Origin of the sequence: Rubellimicrobium aerolatum, assembly GCF_017872975.1 — a bacterium.
GTDB classification, from domain to species: Bacteria; Pseudomonadota; Alphaproteobacteria; order Rhodobacterales; family Rhodobacteraceae; genus Rubellimicrobium; species Rubellimicrobium aerolatum.
This window is the reverse complement of sequence record NZ_JAGGJP010000003.1, coordinates 120,300-133,843: the sequence shown is the minus strand read 5'-3', so window position 1 is coordinate 133,843 and position 13,544 is coordinate 120,300. Positions and strand designations below refer to the sequence as shown.

The 13,544-nt window shown below is 71.8% G+C and carries 16 protein-coding genes; 7 read left to right on the top strand and 9 right to left on the bottom strand.

Annotated elements, in window-relative coordinates; all coding sequences use genetic code 11:
* Positions 1-2: 2 nt before the first annotated feature.
* From J2Z33_RS04925 to hemJ, 7 genes are all read right to left on the bottom strand, one after another.
* Positions 3-794 carry a ParA family protein gene (locus J2Z33_RS04925; RefSeq protein WP_209838492.1) on the bottom strand — a complete coding sequence of 264 codons (792 nt, stop codon included), beginning with the start codon at positions 792-794 and terminating at the stop codon, positions 3-5.
* Positions 787-1,404: a 16S rRNA (guanine(527)-N(7))-methyltransferase RsmG gene (gene rsmG, locus J2Z33_RS04920; protein ID WP_209838490.1), complete on the bottom strand. Its 618-nt coding sequence runs from the start codon at positions 1,402-1,404 to the stop codon at positions 787-789. Before rsmG ends, J2Z33_RS04925 begins: the two co-directional genes overlap by 8 nt.
* The gene (gene mnmG, locus J2Z33_RS04915) at positions 1,401-3,272 is read right to left on the bottom strand and encodes a tRNA uridine-5-carboxymethylaminomethyl(34) synthesis enzyme MnmG (RefSeq protein WP_209838488.1); all 1,872 of its coding nucleotides are present in this window, start codon (positions 3,270-3,272) and stop codon (positions 1,401-1,403) included. The genes rsmG and mnmG overlap by 4 nt, the downstream gene beginning before the upstream one ends.
* A gap of 4 nt (positions 3,273-3,276) precedes the next feature.
* Positions 3,277-4,575 carry a tRNA uridine-5-carboxymethylaminomethyl(34) synthesis GTPase MnmE gene (gene mnmE, locus J2Z33_RS04910; RefSeq protein ID WP_209838486.1) on the bottom strand — a complete coding sequence of 433 codons (1,299 nt, stop codon included), beginning with the start codon at positions 4,573-4,575 and terminating at the stop codon, positions 3,277-3,279.
* A gap of 102 nt (positions 4,576-4,677) precedes the next feature.
* Positions 4,678-5,952 (bottom strand): transcription termination factor Rho, encoded by a 1,275-nt coding sequence (gene rho, locus J2Z33_RS04905; RefSeq protein WP_209838484.1) that lies wholly within the window; start codon positions 5,950-5,952, stop codon positions 4,678-4,680.
* 130 nt (positions 5,953-6,082) lie between these two features.
* A complete protein-coding gene (locus tag J2Z33_RS04900) occupies positions 6,083-6,424 on the bottom strand; it encodes a putative quinol monooxygenase (RefSeq protein WP_209838483.1) in 342 nt (113 codons plus the stop codon).
* Between the two features lie 11 nt (positions 6,425-6,435).
* Positions 6,436-6,897, bottom strand: coding sequence for a protoporphyrinogen oxidase HemJ (hemJ, locus tag J2Z33_RS04895; RefSeq protein WP_209838482.1), 462 nt, complete (start codon positions 6,895-6,897; stop codon positions 6,436-6,438).
* Between the two features lie 388 nt (positions 6,898-7,285).
* Here hemJ and J2Z33_RS04890 point away from each other — a divergent pair, with 388 nt between their 5' ends.
* From J2Z33_RS04890 to dnaQ, 4 genes are read left to right on the top strand one after another with little or no spacing between them, the layout of a single operon-like run.
* Positions 7,286-7,888, top strand: a complete 603-nt coding sequence (locus J2Z33_RS04890; RefSeq protein WP_209838481.1) for a Maf family protein — start codon at positions 7,286-7,288, stop codon at positions 7,886-7,888.
* Entirely contained in the window at positions 7,885-8,712 is an 828-nt protein-coding gene (locus tag J2Z33_RS04885) for a shikimate dehydrogenase (protein WP_209838480.1), read from the top strand. Before J2Z33_RS04890 ends, J2Z33_RS04885 begins: the two co-directional genes overlap by 4 nt.
* Complete coding sequence (coaE, locus tag J2Z33_RS04880) at positions 8,712-9,299, top strand: dephospho-CoA kinase (protein ID WP_209838479.1); 588 nt, start codon at positions 8,712-8,714, stop codon at positions 9,297-9,299. The genes J2Z33_RS04885 and coaE overlap by 1 nt, the downstream gene beginning before the upstream one ends.
* An 11-nt stretch (positions 9,300-9,310) precedes the next feature.
* On the top strand, positions 9,311-10,012 hold the full coding sequence (gene dnaQ, locus J2Z33_RS04875) for a DNA polymerase III subunit epsilon (RefSeq protein ID WP_209838478.1): 702 nt from the start codon (positions 9,311-9,313) through the stop codon (positions 10,010-10,012).
* Between the two features lie 7 nt (positions 10,013-10,019).
* Here the strand turns inward: dnaQ and secB are convergent, their stop codons facing one another.
* Positions 10,020-10,544, bottom strand: coding sequence for a protein-export chaperone SecB (gene secB, locus J2Z33_RS04870; RefSeq protein WP_209838476.1), 525 nt, complete (start codon positions 10,542-10,544; stop codon positions 10,020-10,022).
* A gap of 86 nt (positions 10,545-10,630) precedes the next feature.
* Positions 10,631-11,110 (bottom strand): FxsA family protein, encoded by a 480-nt coding sequence (locus J2Z33_RS04865; RefSeq protein WP_342454135.1) that lies wholly within the window; start codon positions 11,108-11,110, stop codon positions 10,631-10,633.
* A gap of 139 nt (positions 11,111-11,249) precedes the next feature.
* Between J2Z33_RS04865 and J2Z33_RS04860 the strand changes: the two genes are divergently transcribed.
* From J2Z33_RS04860 to J2Z33_RS04850, 3 genes are read left to right on the top strand one after another with little or no spacing between them, the layout of a single operon-like run.
* The gene (locus J2Z33_RS04860) at positions 11,250-11,912 is read left to right on the top strand and encodes a Tim44/TimA family putative adaptor protein (protein ID WP_209838472.1); all 663 of its coding nucleotides are present in this window, start codon (positions 11,250-11,252) and stop codon (positions 11,910-11,912) included.
* Between the two features lie 20 nt (positions 11,913-11,932).
* The gene (mltA, locus tag J2Z33_RS04855) at positions 11,933-12,898 is read left to right on the top strand and encodes a murein transglycosylase A (RefSeq protein WP_209838470.1); all 966 of its coding nucleotides are present in this window, start codon (positions 11,933-11,935) and stop codon (positions 12,896-12,898) included.
* The gene (locus tag J2Z33_RS04850; RefSeq protein ID WP_209838469.1) at positions 12,895-13,482 is read left to right on the top strand and encodes a Smr/MutS family protein; all 588 of its coding nucleotides are present in this window, start codon (positions 12,895-12,897) and stop codon (positions 13,480-13,482) included. The genes mltA and J2Z33_RS04850 overlap by 4 nt, the downstream gene beginning before the upstream one ends.
* Positions 13,483-13,544 lie beyond the last annotated feature (62 nt).

Genomic DNA, 13,544 nt, shown 5'->3' with positions numbered 1-13,544 from the left:
TCTCAGCTTTCGCGGGCGAGGAGTTCGGCCGCGAGCGCGCGGTAGGCGTTCGCGCCGGCCGAGGAGGGGTCGTAATCGAGGACGGACTGGGCGTGCGACGGGGCCTCGGAGAGGCGGACGTTGCGGGGGATGACGGTCTGGAACACGAGGTCACCCAGGTTCTCGCGCGCGTCGGCCTCGACCATCTGGGCGAGGCTGGTGCGGCGGTCCACCATGGTCAGCGCCACGCCCTCGATGCGGAGCGAGGGGTTGGCGGTCTGGCGAACCTCGCGGATCGTCAGCATGAGCTGGGACAGGCCTTCGAGGGCGAAGAACTCGCTTTGCAGCGGCACGAGGACGGATTGCGCGGCGACGAGGGCGTTGATCGTCAGCACGTTCAGCGAGGGCGGGCAGTCGATCAGGATGTAATCGAGCCGCAGCGCGTCCATGAGCGGCTGGCGCAGCGCGCCGCGCAGGAGGCCAGTGCGGCCCTGGCGGTTGCCCAGCTCCAAATCGGCGCCGCTGAGGTCTGAGGTGGCGGGCACCAGGAGGAGGTTGGGGTTGGCGGTCGGGTGCGCCGCCTCCTCGGGCGTGGCCTCGCCCAGGAGGAGGTCGAAGCTGGAGACCTTGCGCGCCTCGGGCGCGAGGCCCAGGCCGGTGGAGGCGTTGCCCTGCGGGTCGAGGTCCACGAGGAGCACGCGGCGGTCGCGCCGCGCCAGAGCCGCGCCAAGGTTGATGGCGGTCGTGGTCTTGCCGACGCCGCCCTTCTGGTTGGCGACGGCGATGATCTTGGGGAGCTTGCGCGGGTCAGCCATGGGCGATGTTCTGGAGGCGCAGGACGCGCGCGGTGGGGTCGGTGGTGCTGGGGATGGGCTCGGCGTCGAAGGTCCAGCCCCCGGCATGGGCGGCGTCGATCTCGGCCGCCCAGTCGCGGCCCTTGGGGAGGAGCGCGGTGCCGCCGGGGGCGAGGTGGCGGGCGACGAGCGGAAGCAAGGTGACGAGCGGGGCGAGGGCGCGGGCGGAGACGATCTGCGCGGCCTGGGACGGGGCGGACTCGACGCGCTGATCGAGGATGGTCACGGACAGGCCCAACTCGCGCGCGGCGGTGCGGAGAAAGGCGCATTTGCGTCCGTCGCTCTCGATCAGCGTGAGTTTGGGGCCGGTGTCGCCCGACAGGATGGCGATGACGAGGCCAGGGAAGCCGCCGCCCGAGCCGAGATCGGCCCAGGTCGCGGCGGCGCTAGGCGCGAGCGGCCAGAGTTGGGCGGAGTCGGCGATATGGCGCGTCCAGAGGTCGGGGACGGTGGAGGGGGCGACGAGGTTGATCTTCCCCGTCCAGCGACGGGCCAAAGCCTCGAAGGCCCCCAGCCGCTCCAGCGTCGCGGGGGGGAGGTCCAGTCCGGGGAGGTCCCGCGTCACGGTCATGCGGCGAGGCCGTCCGCGCGCTTCCTGAGCCGCGCGGCGAGGAGGAGGAGGGCCGAGGGCGTCATGCCGTCGATCTCGGCCGCATGGCGGAGGGAGGCGGGACGGGCGCGTTCGAGCTTCTGGCGCAGCTCGATGGAAAGGCCGGGGACCGCCGCGTAGTCGAAGTCGGCGGGCAGGCGCGTGGATTCCTCGCGCTTGAGTTGGGCGATGTCCCGCTCCTGCCGGTCGAGGTAGGTGGCGTATTGCGCCTCGCGCTTGAGCTGCTCGCGGACCTTCGGCGCGGGCAGGGGGAGCGCGGGGTCGAGCGCGGCGAGGTGGTCCCAGGTCGCGTCGGTGAGGGCGAGGGTCTGGAGGCCGTCGCGCGTCTCGCCGTCGGGGTTGAGGTTGAGGCCCGCGCCCGCGATCCGGCGGGCGGTGAAGCGGCGGGCGCGGAGGTCGGCCCGCGCTGCGTCGAGCGCGTCCATCTTCTCGGAGAACGCCTGCCAGCGGGTGTCGCCGACGACGCCCCAGTCGCGGCCCTTGGCCGTGAGGCGCTGGTCGGCGTTGTCCACGCGGAGAGACAGGCGGAACTCGGCCCGCGAGGTGAACATCCGGTAGGGCTCGGTCACGCCGCGCGTGGTCAGGTCGTCGATCAGGACGCCGATGTAGGAGTCGGCGCGGCTGAACTCGGCCGGGGGCTGGTCGTGGGTCGCGCGGGCGGCGTTGAGGCCGGCGACGAGGCCCTGGGCGGCGGCCTCCTCGTAGCCGGTGGTGCCGTTGATCTGGCCGGCGAGCCAGAGGCCGGGCAGGACCTTGACCTCCAGCGAGAGCGAGAGCGCGCGCGGGTCCACGTAGTCGTATTCGATGGCGTAGCCGGGCTGGGTGATGACGGCGTTCTCCAGCCCGTCCATGGAGCGGACGTAATCCTCCTGCACCTCGGCGGGAAGCGAGGTGGAGATGCCGTTGGGGTAGACGGTCGGGTCGTCGAGCCCTTCGGGTTCGAGGAACACCTGGTGCGAATCCTTGTCGGCGAAGCGCACCACCTTGTCCTCGATGGAGGGGCAGTAGCGCGGGCCGACGCCCTGGATATGGCCGCCATACATGGCCGAGCGGGACAGGTTGGCGCGGATGATCTCGTGTGTCCGCGCATTGGTGTGGGTGATGCCGCAGGCGATCTGCGGGGCCGTGGGGCCGTCCGACAGGAAGCTGAGCATCGCGGGGTCGGCATCCGCCTCCTGCCGCTCCAGCCGGTCCCAGGAGATGGTGCGGCCGTCGAGGCGCGGGGGCGTGCCGGTCTTGAGGCGGCCCATGGGGAGGTTCAGGCCGTAGAGGCGGTCGGCGAGGGCCTTGGAGGGCGGCTCGCCCACGCGGCCACCGGGGCGGGAGCGGTCGCCGACATGGATCACGCCGTTAAGGAAGGTGCCGGTGGTCAGGACCACGGCTCCAGAGCGGATCCGGGCGCCGTCGGCGAGGGTGAGGCCGGCGACGCGGTTGTTCTCGACCAGGAGGTCGGCGGCCTCGCCTTCCAGCAGCGTGAGGTTGGGGCAGGCGGCGAGCTCGGCCTGCACGGCCTCGCGGTAGAGGCGGCGGTCGGCCTGGGTGCGGGGGCCCTGGACGGCAGGGCCCTTGGAACGGTTGAGGAGGCGGAACTGGATGCCGGCGCGGTCGGCCATCCGGCCCATGATGCCGTCGAGGGCGTCCACCTCGCGCACGAGATGGCCCTTGCCCAATCCCCCGATGGCCGGGTTGCAGGACATCACGCCGACGGAGGCCAGCCGGAGCGTCAGGAGGAGGGTGCGCGCGCCGGCGCGGGCGGACGCGTGCGCCGCCTCGCAGCCCGCATGGCCGCCGCCCACCACGATGACGTCGAACTGTTTCACGTGAAACACCGCCTCACTTGCCGATGCAGAAGCTTGCGAAGATCTCGCCGAGTATATCCTCCACCCCGACCCGCCCCACAAGGGCGTCGAGTTGGCGCAGGGCGCGGCGGAGGGTTTCGGCCACGATCTCGACCGGGGCGCCGATGTCGATGAGAGCCCGCGCTTCGTCGAGCTGGCCGGCGGCGTCGAGCATGGCGCGGGCGTGACGCTCGCGCAGGCCGACGCCGAGGCCGGCGGTGCGGGCGGAGAGGCGGCGGGCGATCTCGGCCACGAGGGCGTCGAGGCCTTCGCCGGTCGTGGCGGAGATGGCGAGGCCGGGTCCGGGCGCGAGGTCGGACTTGGCGAGGACGGGGAGGTCGTCGGGGCCGGGGTCGGGGGCGGGCTCGCCGGCGAGGTGGAGGTGGACGCGGAGGTCGGCCCGCGCGGCGCGATCCCGCGCGCGGGCGATGCCGATGGCCTCGATGGGGTCTTGCGCCTCGCGGAGGCCGGCGGTGTCGATGAGCGTCACGGGGAGGCCGGCGAGGTCCATGCGGACCTCGATCACGTCGCGCGTGGTGCCGGCGATCTCGGAGGTGATGGCGGCCTCGCGGCCTGCGAGACGGTTGAGGAGGGTGGACTTGCCGACGTTCGGAGGGCCGATGATGGCGACCTCGAAGCCGTCGCGCAGGCGTTCGGCGATCCGCGCGCCCTGGGCCTCGGCGCGCAGTTCCTCCTCCAGCGTGGCGATCAGGTCCAGCACCTCGGGCCAGACGTCGGCGGGCACGTCCTCGTCGGAGAAGTCGATGGTGGCCTCGACCAGCGCCACGGCGCGGAGGAGGCGGGCACGCCAGTCCCCGGCGCGTTGCCCGAGCGCGCCGGCGAAGACGCGCAGGGCCTGGCGACGCTGCGCCTCGGTCTCGGCGGACAGGAGGTCGGCGAGGCCCTCGACCTGGGCGAGGTCGAGGCGGCCGTTCTCCAGGGCGCGGCGGGTGAATTCGCCGGGTTCGGCGGGGCGGAGGCCGGGGAGGGCGGACAGCGCGCGCAGGACGGCGGCGGTCACGGCGGGGGCGCCGTGGGTGTGCAGTTCGGCGACGGGCTCGCCGGTGAAGCTGCGCTGGGGCGCGAAGGTGAGGACGAGGGCCTGGTCGAGCGGCTCTCCGGCGGCGTCGCGCAGGGTGCGGAGGCTGCGGCCGTGCGGGGACAAGGGGCCGGCAAGGGCTTGGGCGGCCCTCGGGGCCTCGGGGCCGGAAACGCGCAGGACGGCGATGCCCGCCCGGCCGGGCGCGGTGGCCAGGGCAAAGATCGTGTCGGAGGCGGGCGGGGCGGGGCTCATGGCGGGACCGGAAACGGGACGGCGCCCGGGACGGTCCCGGGCGCCGCGAGATGAGAAGGGCGGAGAGGCGCGGCTCGGGCGTTCCCCGGCGCGCGCCCCGCGTCAGGCGTTCATGCTGTCGAAGAAGTCCGAATTGGTCTTGGTCTGCTTCAGCTTGGAGATCAGGAACTCGATGGCGTCGGTGGTGCCCATCGGGTTCAGGATGCGGCGCAGAACGTAGGTCTTGGCGAGGTCCGCCTTCTCGACCAGCAGATCCTCCTTGCGGGTGCCGGACTTGAGGATGTCCATCGCCGGGAACACGCGCTTGTCCGCCACCTTGCGGTCGAGCACGATCTCGGAGTTCCCGGTGCCCTTGAACTCCTCGAAGATCACCTCGTCCATCCGGCTGCCGGTGTCGATCAGCGCGGTGGCGATGATGGTCAGCGAGCCACCTTCCTCGATGTTGCGGGCCGCGCCGAAGAACCGCTTGGGGCGTTGCAGGGCGTTGGCGTCCACGCCGCCGGTCAGCACCTTGCCCGAGGAGGGGACGACGGTGTTGAAGGCCCGGCCCAGGCGGGTGATGGAGTCGAGCAGGATCACCACGTCGCGCTTGTGCTCCACGAGGCGCTTGGCCTTCTCGATCACCATCTCGGCCACGGCGACGTGGCGCGTCGCGGGCTCGTCGAAGGTGGAGGAGATGACCTCGCCCTTCACGGAGCGCTGCATGTCGGTCACCTCCTCGGGCCGCTCGTCGATGAGCAGCACGATCAGGTAGACCTCCGGGTGGTTGCTGGCGATCGAGTGGGCGATGTTCTGGAGGAGCACCGTCTTGCCGGTGCGCGGCGGCGCGACGATCAGCCCGCGCTGGCCCTTGCCGATGGGGGCCACGAGGTCGATGATCCGGCCCGAGCGGTCCTTGAGCGTGGGATCGGTCGCGACCTCCATCTGCAGGCGCTGGTCGGGGTAGAGGGGGGTGAGGTTCTCGAAGGCGACCTTGTGGCGGGCCTTCTCGGGTTCCTCGAAGTTGATGCGCTCCACGCTGACCAGGGCGAAGTAACGCTCGTTGTCGTTGGGCTCCTGGATGACGCCGGACACGGTGTCGCCGGTGCGAAGCGAGTATTGGCGGATCATCTCCGGGGAGACGTAGATGTCGTCGGGGCCGGGCAGGTAGTTCGCCTCGGGCGAGCGCAGGAAGCCGAAGCCGTCCTGGAGCACCTCGAGCACGCCGTCGCCGCCGATGACCCATTCCTCGTCCGCGCGCTCCTTGAGGATGGCGAACATCATGTCGCCCTTCCGCATGGTCGAGGCGTTCTCGATCTCGAGCTCCTCGGCGAGGGCGAGGAGATCCTTGGGGCTCTGCGCCTTGAGGTCGGCGAGGTTGAGACGGTCCTGGGTCATGGAAGTCCTGAAAGGTCCGGCGCGACCGCGCGCGCCCCATGTCGGGCGGCGGTCGGAGCGGAGGTATGCGCGTGAGGCGCCGTTCCCGGACGGGAGGGCGCCCCAGAGATAGGCATCTCTCGGCGTCCGGTCAACCGGGCTCATCGCGATCCCCGCCGGCCGAGCCGAATCCGTCCTGGGCGCGGAGGAGAACGGGGTCGACCTCGGTCAGGCGGAGCGATCGGACCAGACCTTCCGCCCCGGCCTTGTAGGCGAGGAAGTGGGGGGAGAGCAGGTGCGCCGCATAGGCCCCGGCGTCGGCGTAGACCTCCAGGAGCCGGATGCAGCCCGGTCGATCCCGGAGCGCCATGGCCTGGAGGGCGAGCACGCCCGGTTCGTTGGCCACGGAAGCCTCGATCTCCTCGCGCAGCAGGGTCAGGTATCGTTCGAGGTTCTCGGGATCGACCTCGATCTCGGCCAGGCGCACCAGCATGGCCACCTCCCTCAGAACGGCTTCACGATCACCATGACGACGATGACGAGAAGGAGCAGCGTCGGCACCTCGTTCATGATGCGGTAGCTGCGGCCCTTGAGGGTGTTGCGGCCCTCCACGAAGTCGCGCCGCCGCGCGGCGAGCCACATGTGGAACCCCGTGAGCGCCACCACCGCCGCGAGCTTGACCCAGAGCCAGCCCGAGGACCACCAGCCGCCCAAGCCGATCAGCAGGACGCCGAGCGCCCATGTCGCGACCATGGCGGGGTTCATGATCGCGCGGAGGAGCAGCCTTTCCTGATGCTGGAAGAGCAGGTCCATGTCGCTGCCCCGAACCACGCCCTGCTTCCGCAAGCCCTCGACATGATACACGAAAAGGCGCGGCAGGTAGAAGATCCCCGCCATCCACGCGACCATCGCGATCACATGGGCGGCCTTGATCCAGGGATAGAGGGGTTGAAGGGCGTCGAGCATTCCGGGCGGCCTTTGGGTCGGCCCACCTTCTCTTAAGATTCCCGATAGGGAAAGGGGAGGTGGATGGCGGTTGGAGTGTGGACAAGCGCTCGGGCCGCCCGTCCTCCCCAAAGGAGTCCACAGCCGAATCAACAGGCAGGACGGGCCGAATGGCCACATGGAGTCGAGCAGACCATTGATTTCGCAGATGTTCCTACCGGAAGCCAGCCGAGCCGCGATGGCAAGACTCCGATTCGTCCACAGGCCCGACTTATCCCTATCCCCCGTGGGGGACTCGGGGCGACTCGGGGCGCGAATCCCCGAGTCCCCCACAGGCCTTCCGTCCGGTCCCCGAGTCGTCCAGAGTGCCGGGCGTTCCGTCCCCCGTTCCTCCGCAGGGTTGTCCACAATGCCGTCCGAACCGCTCATCCTGGCTTCCGGCTCCGCCACGCGGGCGACGATGCTGCGCGCGGCGGGTCTGGAGTTCGAGGTCGTGGTGCCGCGCGTGGACGAGGCGGCGCTGAAGGCGGCGCTGCTGGCCGAAGGGACGAGCCCGCGCGACCTCGCGGATGCGCTGGCGGAGATGAAGGCGGCGCGGGTGGGCGCGCGGCGGCCCGAGGCGCTGGCGCTCGGCTGCGATCAGGTGCTGTCCTGCGAGGGACGCGTGTTCTCCAAGCCCGCGACGGTGGAGGAGGCGCGCGCGCAACTGGCGTTCCTGATGGGGCGGACGCACCGGCTCCATTCGGCGGCGGTGATCCATCGCGGCGCGGAGCCGGTCTGGCGGCACGTCGCGGAGGCGCGCATGACCATGGGGCGACTGTCGGAGGAGTGGATCGACGGCTATCTCGGGCGGAACTGGGAGGCCGTGCGCCATTCGGTCGGGGCTTACCAGGTGGAGGCCGAGGGAGTGCGGCTGTTCACGCGGATCGAGGGCGACCACTTCACCATCCTCGGACTGCCGCTCCTGCCCCTCTTGTCTTTCCTGTCGGTGCGGGGGAGCATCCCGGCATGAGCAGCTCCTTCCCCCTGGCCGGCGTCGTCGGACGCCCTGTCACGCATTCGCGTTCCCCCAAGCTTCACCGCCACTGGCTCGCCCGGCACGGGATCGCCGGGGACTACGTCGCGATGGACGTGGGCGAGGCGGATCTCGCGGAGGTGCTGCGCGCCTTGCCCAAGGCGGGGTTCCGGGGCGTGAACGTGACGATCCCCCACAAGGCCGCCGCCCTCGCGCTCGCCGACGAGGCGACGGAGCGGGCGCGGCGGATCGGGGCGGCGAACCTGCTCGTCTTCGAGGATGGCCGCATCCTCGCGGACAACACCGATGGCGAGGGGTTCCTGGAATCGCTGCGGCAGGGCGCGCCGGAGTGGGACGCCGGCGCGGGGCCAGCGACGGTGCTGGGCGCCGGGGGCGCGGCGCGGGCGGTGATCGTGGCGCTGCTCGACGCGGGCGCGCCGGAGGTGCTGCTGACGAACCGCACGCGGGAGAACGCCGACGCCCTGGCCGGGGAGTTCGGCGAACGGGTGCGGGTCTTCGATTGGGTGCAGGCGGGGAACGCGGTGGAGGAAGGGCGAATGATCGTGAACACGACCTCGCTCGGCATGGTGGGCAAGCCCGGGCTGCGGGTGCCCCTGGACGGGCTGCGGCAGGGACAGGTGGTGATGGACCTCGTCTATGCGCCCCTGGAGACGCGGCTCTTGCGGGAGGCCAGGGCGGCGGGGGCTGTCGCGGTGGACGGGCTCGGGATGCTGCTGCATCAGGCGGTGCCGGCCTTCGCGCGCTGGTTCGGGGTCCGGCCCGAGGTGGACGACGCCTTGCGCGCGGCGGTGATGGCCTGATGGCCTTCGTGCTGGGGCTCACGGGCTCCATCGGCATGGGGAAATCCACCACGGCCGCGATGTTCCGCGACGAGGGGCTGGCGGTCTGGGACGCGGACGTGGCGGTTCATGCGCTCTATGCGCCGGGGGGGGCGGCAGTCGCGCCCGTGGCGGTGCTGGTGCCGGACGCGGTGGTCGATGGCGCGGTGAGCCGGCCGGCCCTGCGCGAGGCGCTGGAGCGCGATCCGTCGCTGTTCCCCCGGCTGGAGGCGGTCGTTCATCCGCTGGTGGCCGAGGACCGGGCGCGGTTCCTGGCCGTGGCCCAGGGCGACATCGTCGTGCTGGACGTGCCGCTGCTGTTCGAGCGGGGGATCGACGCGGATTGCGACGGGGTCGCGGTGGCCTCGGCCCGGTCGGAGACGCAGATGGCGCGGCTGCTGGCGCGGCCCGGGCTCGACCGGGCGGGGGCCGCGATGCTGGTCGCGCGGCAGATGCCGGACGCGGAGAAGCGGGCGCGGGCGCGCTGGGTCGTGCCGACCGAGACCCTTGAGGACGCCCGCGTCGCCGTGCGACAGATCCTGTCCGACATCCGAAACGGCGCGGCCTAGAGGAGCCTCCCATGCGCGAGATCGTGCTCGACACCGAGACCACGGGCTTCGAGCCCGAGACTGGCGACCGCATCGTCGAGATCGGGGCGGTCGAGCTGTGGAACCATATGCCCACGGGGCAGACCTTCCACGAATACATCAATCCCGAGCGGCCGATGCCGCCCGAGGCCTTCGCGGTGCACGGCCTGGGCGACGACTTCCTGCGCGACAAACCCAAGTTCGCCGCCATCGGCCCGAAGTTCGTGGAGTTCGTGAGCGACGCGAAGCTGGTGATCCACAACGCCGCCTTCGACATGAAATTCTTGAACCATGAGCTGGGGCGGCTGGGCTACTCTCCCATGCCGATGGATCGCGCCATCGACACGGTGCTGATGGCGCGGCGGAAGTTCCCGGGCGCGCCGGCCTCTCTCGATGCGCTGTGCCGGCGGTTCGGGATCGACAACTCGGCGCGGACGCTGCACGGCGCGCTTCTCGACAGCCAGATCCTGGCCGAGGTCTATCTGGAGTTGATCGGCGGTCGGCAACCGGACTTCGGCCTGGGCGCCGAGCCGGCGCCGCCCGCCCGCGCCGCCCGGCAGGCGGTGGAGGAGGCGGTCGCCTGGCGTCCGCGTCCCCGTCCCGTGCCGCTTCCCCCCCGGATCACCGAGGAGGAGGTGGCGGCGCACGAAAGGTTCGTGGCGGGGTTGGGGGACGCGGCGCTCTGGCGGCGCTGAGCCGCGATCAGGCGTCCAGGCGCGGGGCGGCGGCGGGCTGGTTCGCCTGGACGCGACGCGCGATCTCGTTGCGGTAAAGCGCCACGAAATCGATCATCTCGAGATTCAGGGGCGGGAAGCCGCCATCCCGGGTCACGTCCGAGACGATGCGCCGCACGAACGGGAAGGTGATGCGCGGGCACTCGATCAGGAGATAGGGGTGGATCTGGTTCTCGGGCACGCCCTCGATCTGGAAGACGCCCACGTATTCGAGTTCGACCACGAAAAGGACGTCGCCCGTGGCCTTGCCCTTGGAGGTGGCGGTGAGCTTGGTCGTCACCTCGTACTGGTTGTCGATGCCGCTGCGCTTGCGGCCGTCGAGGCTCACCTGCACGGCGATCTCGGGCGTGACGTCGCCGGTGGCTCCCTTGCGGGCCAGCACGTTCTCGAAGCTGAGGTCGCGGATGTACTGCGCGAGGATGCGCTGGCTGACCTTGGGCGCCGCGACAGGCGCGGGGGCGGCCCCTTCGGGGGCGTCGGGCGTGTCTTGCATGGGTCCTCCCGGGGGATCGCAAGGGGTTCGTCGTCGATCCGCCGTCCCTAGCACCGCCGCCGCCCCGCCTCAATGGCGGGGTCCCGTCAGTGCCGCGTCCAGCCCGAGGGACGGTGCGTCGGGCGCTTGGGAGCTGGGATCTCCTCCCAGTCGGCATCGATGACGCGGTCCTGGGGCGGACGGGGCGGCTCCTCACCGGGATGGGCGGAGCGGACGGTGACGATGCGCGCGCCCTGGACGGCGAAGCGCCGCGCCAGCACCCGCTGCACCGGCGGCAGCAGCAGCAGGAGCGCCACGATGTCGCCCAGGAAGCCCGGGACGAGGAGCAGGAGCGCCGCCGCGAGCCGGAAGCCGCCGCGCCACAGCGCGGGCCGGGGGTCGCCGCCTGTCCGCAGCGCGTGCTGCATCCGCGCGATGCTCTCGCCGCCCTCGCGACGCAGGATCGCCGCGCCCAGCACGGTCGCCAGCACGACGAGGAGCAGCGTGAGCAACACGCCGAGCCCGCGGCCCACGAGAACGAATCCCGCGATCTCGGCCAGGACCACGGCCGCCACGACAAATCGCACCAAGGAACGCCTCCGTTTCGCCGGGATCCGCGCCGTCCGGGGCTCCTTGTGGCCCGATGGACTTGATCCCACCCGCGGCATACATAGGTGACCCGAGGCCTCCGCGCTAGCGCTGGCCCCACCCGGCCACGAGGACGTCATGAACTCTCCCATCATCCAGCTTCTCGTCTTGGCCGGCATCGCCATCTTCCTCATCCTGCGCCTGCGGAGCGTGCTGGGCAGCCGCGAGGGCTTCGAGAAGCCACCCGTGGCGCTGCCCGAGGCCCCGGCCCGCCGCGCCCGGCCCGAGTTCGAGGTGATCGAGGGGCGGCCCGACCGCGACATCACCGACCACGTGGCCGAGGATTCGGATGCCGCACGGGCGCTGACGGCCATGAAGGCGGCGGAGCCGTCGTTCAACGTCCGCGAGTTCCTGCAAGGCGCTCGCGCCGCCTACGAGATGATCCTAATGGCCTTCGAGCGGGGCGACCTCGCCTCGGTCCGGCCCTTCCTGTCGCCGGACGTCTACAACGCCTTCGCCCAGGTCGTGGAGGAGCGGAATCGCAACGGATACAAGGTCGAGGCGACCTTCGTGGGCGTGAGCGACCTCGCCCTCAAGGATGCGGTCTTCGACTCGGCCACCCGCGAGGGCGAGGTGTCGGTGCGCTTCGTGGGCGAGCTGACCTCGGTCGTGCGCGACGCGGCGGGGCAGATCGTCGAGGGCTCCCCGACCGAGATCCGGCGGCAGAAGGACGTCTGGGCCTTCGCCCGCACCATGGGGTCGTCCGATCCGAACTGGATCCTGGTCGCCACCAGCGAATGATCGGGCCGGGCGAGGCCGCCATGCGCCCCGGGCCGGCCCGCCGGGCGATGCTCGGCTTCGGCGACCTGGATGGCTGGGCCGGGGACGACCACGCCGGGGCGCTGGAGGTCTTCCGCTCGACCTGCGACCTGATGGCCGGTCCCGGATGGGCCTGGGCGGCCGGGCTGGCGCGGGACGTGCGACCCGGGGCGGCGCGCGACTTCTTCGAGCGTGCCTTCCGGCCGGTGCTGGTCGAGGATGGGGGGCCCGCGCTGTTCACCGGCTATCACGAGCCCGAGCTGGATGGCGACCTGCGCGCGTCGGCGCGCTGTCCCGTGCCGCTCTATGCGTTGCCGCCGGACAGGCCGGCCGAAACCCCGTGGCTGTCGCGGACCGAGATCGAGGCGGGTGCGCTGGCGGGGCAAGGCCACGAGATTGCGTGGCTGTCCGATCCGGTGGACGCCTTCTTCCTGCAGATCCAGGGCTCCGGGCGGGTGCGGCTGCCGGAGGGGCGGGTGCTCCGGCTGGGCTATGCGGGCGGGAACGGGCACCCTTACGTCTCGATCGGTCGGCTCCTGATCGCCCGGGGGGCGTTGCCGGCGGACCGCGCCTCGGCCGAGGAGGTGAAGGACTGGCTCCGCGCCCATCCCGGGGAGAGGGCGGACGTCATGCGGGCCAACGGCTCCTTCGTGTTCTTCCGCGTCCTGGAGGGCCTGCCGCCCGGGGCGGGACCGTTGGGGACCCTGGGCCGGCCGGTCACGGCGGGACGGACGCTGGCCGTCGATCCGGCCCATGTGCCGTTGGGCGCGCCGGTCTGGATCGAGACGGACGGCGCGGAGCCCTGGCGTCGCCTGATGGTCGCGCAGGACACCGGGAGCGCCATCAAGGGGGCACGGCGGGCCGACATCTTCGTGGGAACGGGGCCAGAGGCGGGGGCCCGGGCCGGGCGCATCCGGGACGGGGGACGGATGGTGGTGCTCTGGCCGCGCGAGGCGGGGCCGACGTGAGGCGCCGCCTGTCGTCCGAGGACCGCGAGCTCTGGGAGCGCGTGAAGGGCAGCGCGGTGCCGCTGCACGCCCGCCAGCCCATTCCCGCGCCGCCGAAGCCGAAGCTGGAGGAGTTCGTTCAGGCGGCCGGGGGAACGCCGCCCGCGCCGAAGCCCGCGCCGTTCCGGGTGGGGCAGATGGTCGATCATCGCCGGTCGAACGACCTCTTGCCGGGGCTGGCAGAGAACTTGGCGCGGATGCCATTGCGGATGGACGCGGGGCGGTTCGGCAAGCTGACGCGCGGCAAGCTGGCCCCGGAGGCGCGCATCGACCTGCACGGCCTGACCTTGGCCGAGGCGCATCCGGCGCTGGTGGGCTTCATCCTGGGCGCGCGGGCGCGCGGCAAGCGACTGGTGCTGGTCATCACCGGCAAGGGCCGCGTCACCGAGGACCTCGCGCCCATGCCGGCGCGGGCCGGGCGGCTCCGTCACGACGTGCCGCGCTGGCTCGCCCTGCCGCCGTTGGCCGAGGCGGTGCTCCAAGTCGCTCCCGCGCACCGGAAGCACGGGGGAGAGGGAGCGCTCTACGTCTATCTGCGATCCTGATCCGAAACCCAAGATGGCCCGCCGGCGTTGCGTCCCAGCGCGTCGCGCGCCGAGACACGGAC

What these genes read in the sequence shown, in the direction of transcription:
- J2Z33_RS04925 (WP_209838492.1), bottom strand. Translation starts at nt 794, where the DNA reads ATGGCTGACCCGCGCAAGCTCCCCAAGATCATCGCCGTCGCCAACCAG.
- rsmG (WP_209838490.1), bottom strand. Translation starts at nt 1,404, where the DNA reads ATGACCGTGACGCGGGACCTCCCCGGACTGGACCTCCCCCCCGCGACG.
- mnmE (WP_209838486.1), bottom strand. Translation starts at nt 4,575, where the DNA reads ATGAGCCCCGCCCCGCCCGCCTCCGACACGATCTTTGCCCTGGCCACC.
- rho (WP_209838484.1), bottom strand. Translation starts at nt 5,952, where the DNA reads ATGACCCAGGACCGTCTCAACCTCGCCGACCTCAAGGCGCAGAGCCCC.
- J2Z33_RS04900 (WP_209838483.1), bottom strand. Translation starts at nt 6,424, where the DNA reads ATGCTGGTGCGCCTGGCCGAGATCGAGGTCGATCCCGAGAACCTCGAA.
- hemJ (WP_209838482.1), bottom strand. Translation starts at nt 6,897, where the DNA reads ATGCTCGACGCCCTTCAACCCCTCTATCCCTGGATCAAGGCCGCCCAT.
- J2Z33_RS04890 (WP_209838481.1), top strand. Translation starts at nt 7,286, where the DNA reads ATGCCGTCCGAACCGCTCATCCTGGCTTCCGGCTCCGCCACGCGGGCG.
- J2Z33_RS04885 (WP_209838480.1), top strand. Translation starts at nt 7,885, where the DNA reads ATGAGCAGCTCCTTCCCCCTGGCCGGCGTCGTCGGACGCCCTGTCACG.
- coaE (WP_209838479.1), top strand. Translation starts at nt 8,712, where the DNA reads ATGGCCTTCGTGCTGGGGCTCACGGGCTCCATCGGCATGGGGAAATCC.
- dnaQ (WP_209838478.1), top strand. Translation starts at nt 9,311, where the DNA reads ATGCGCGAGATCGTGCTCGACACCGAGACCACGGGCTTCGAGCCCGAG.
- secB (WP_209838476.1), bottom strand. Translation starts at nt 10,544, where the DNA reads ATGCAAGACACGCCCGACGCCCCCGAAGGGGCCGCCCCCGCGCCTGTC.
- J2Z33_RS04860 (WP_209838472.1), top strand. Translation starts at nt 11,250, where the DNA reads ATGAACTCTCCCATCATCCAGCTTCTCGTCTTGGCCGGCATCGCCATC.
- mltA (WP_209838470.1), top strand. Translation starts at nt 11,933, where the DNA reads ATGCGCCCCGGGCCGGCCCGCCGGGCGATGCTCGGCTTCGGCGACCTG.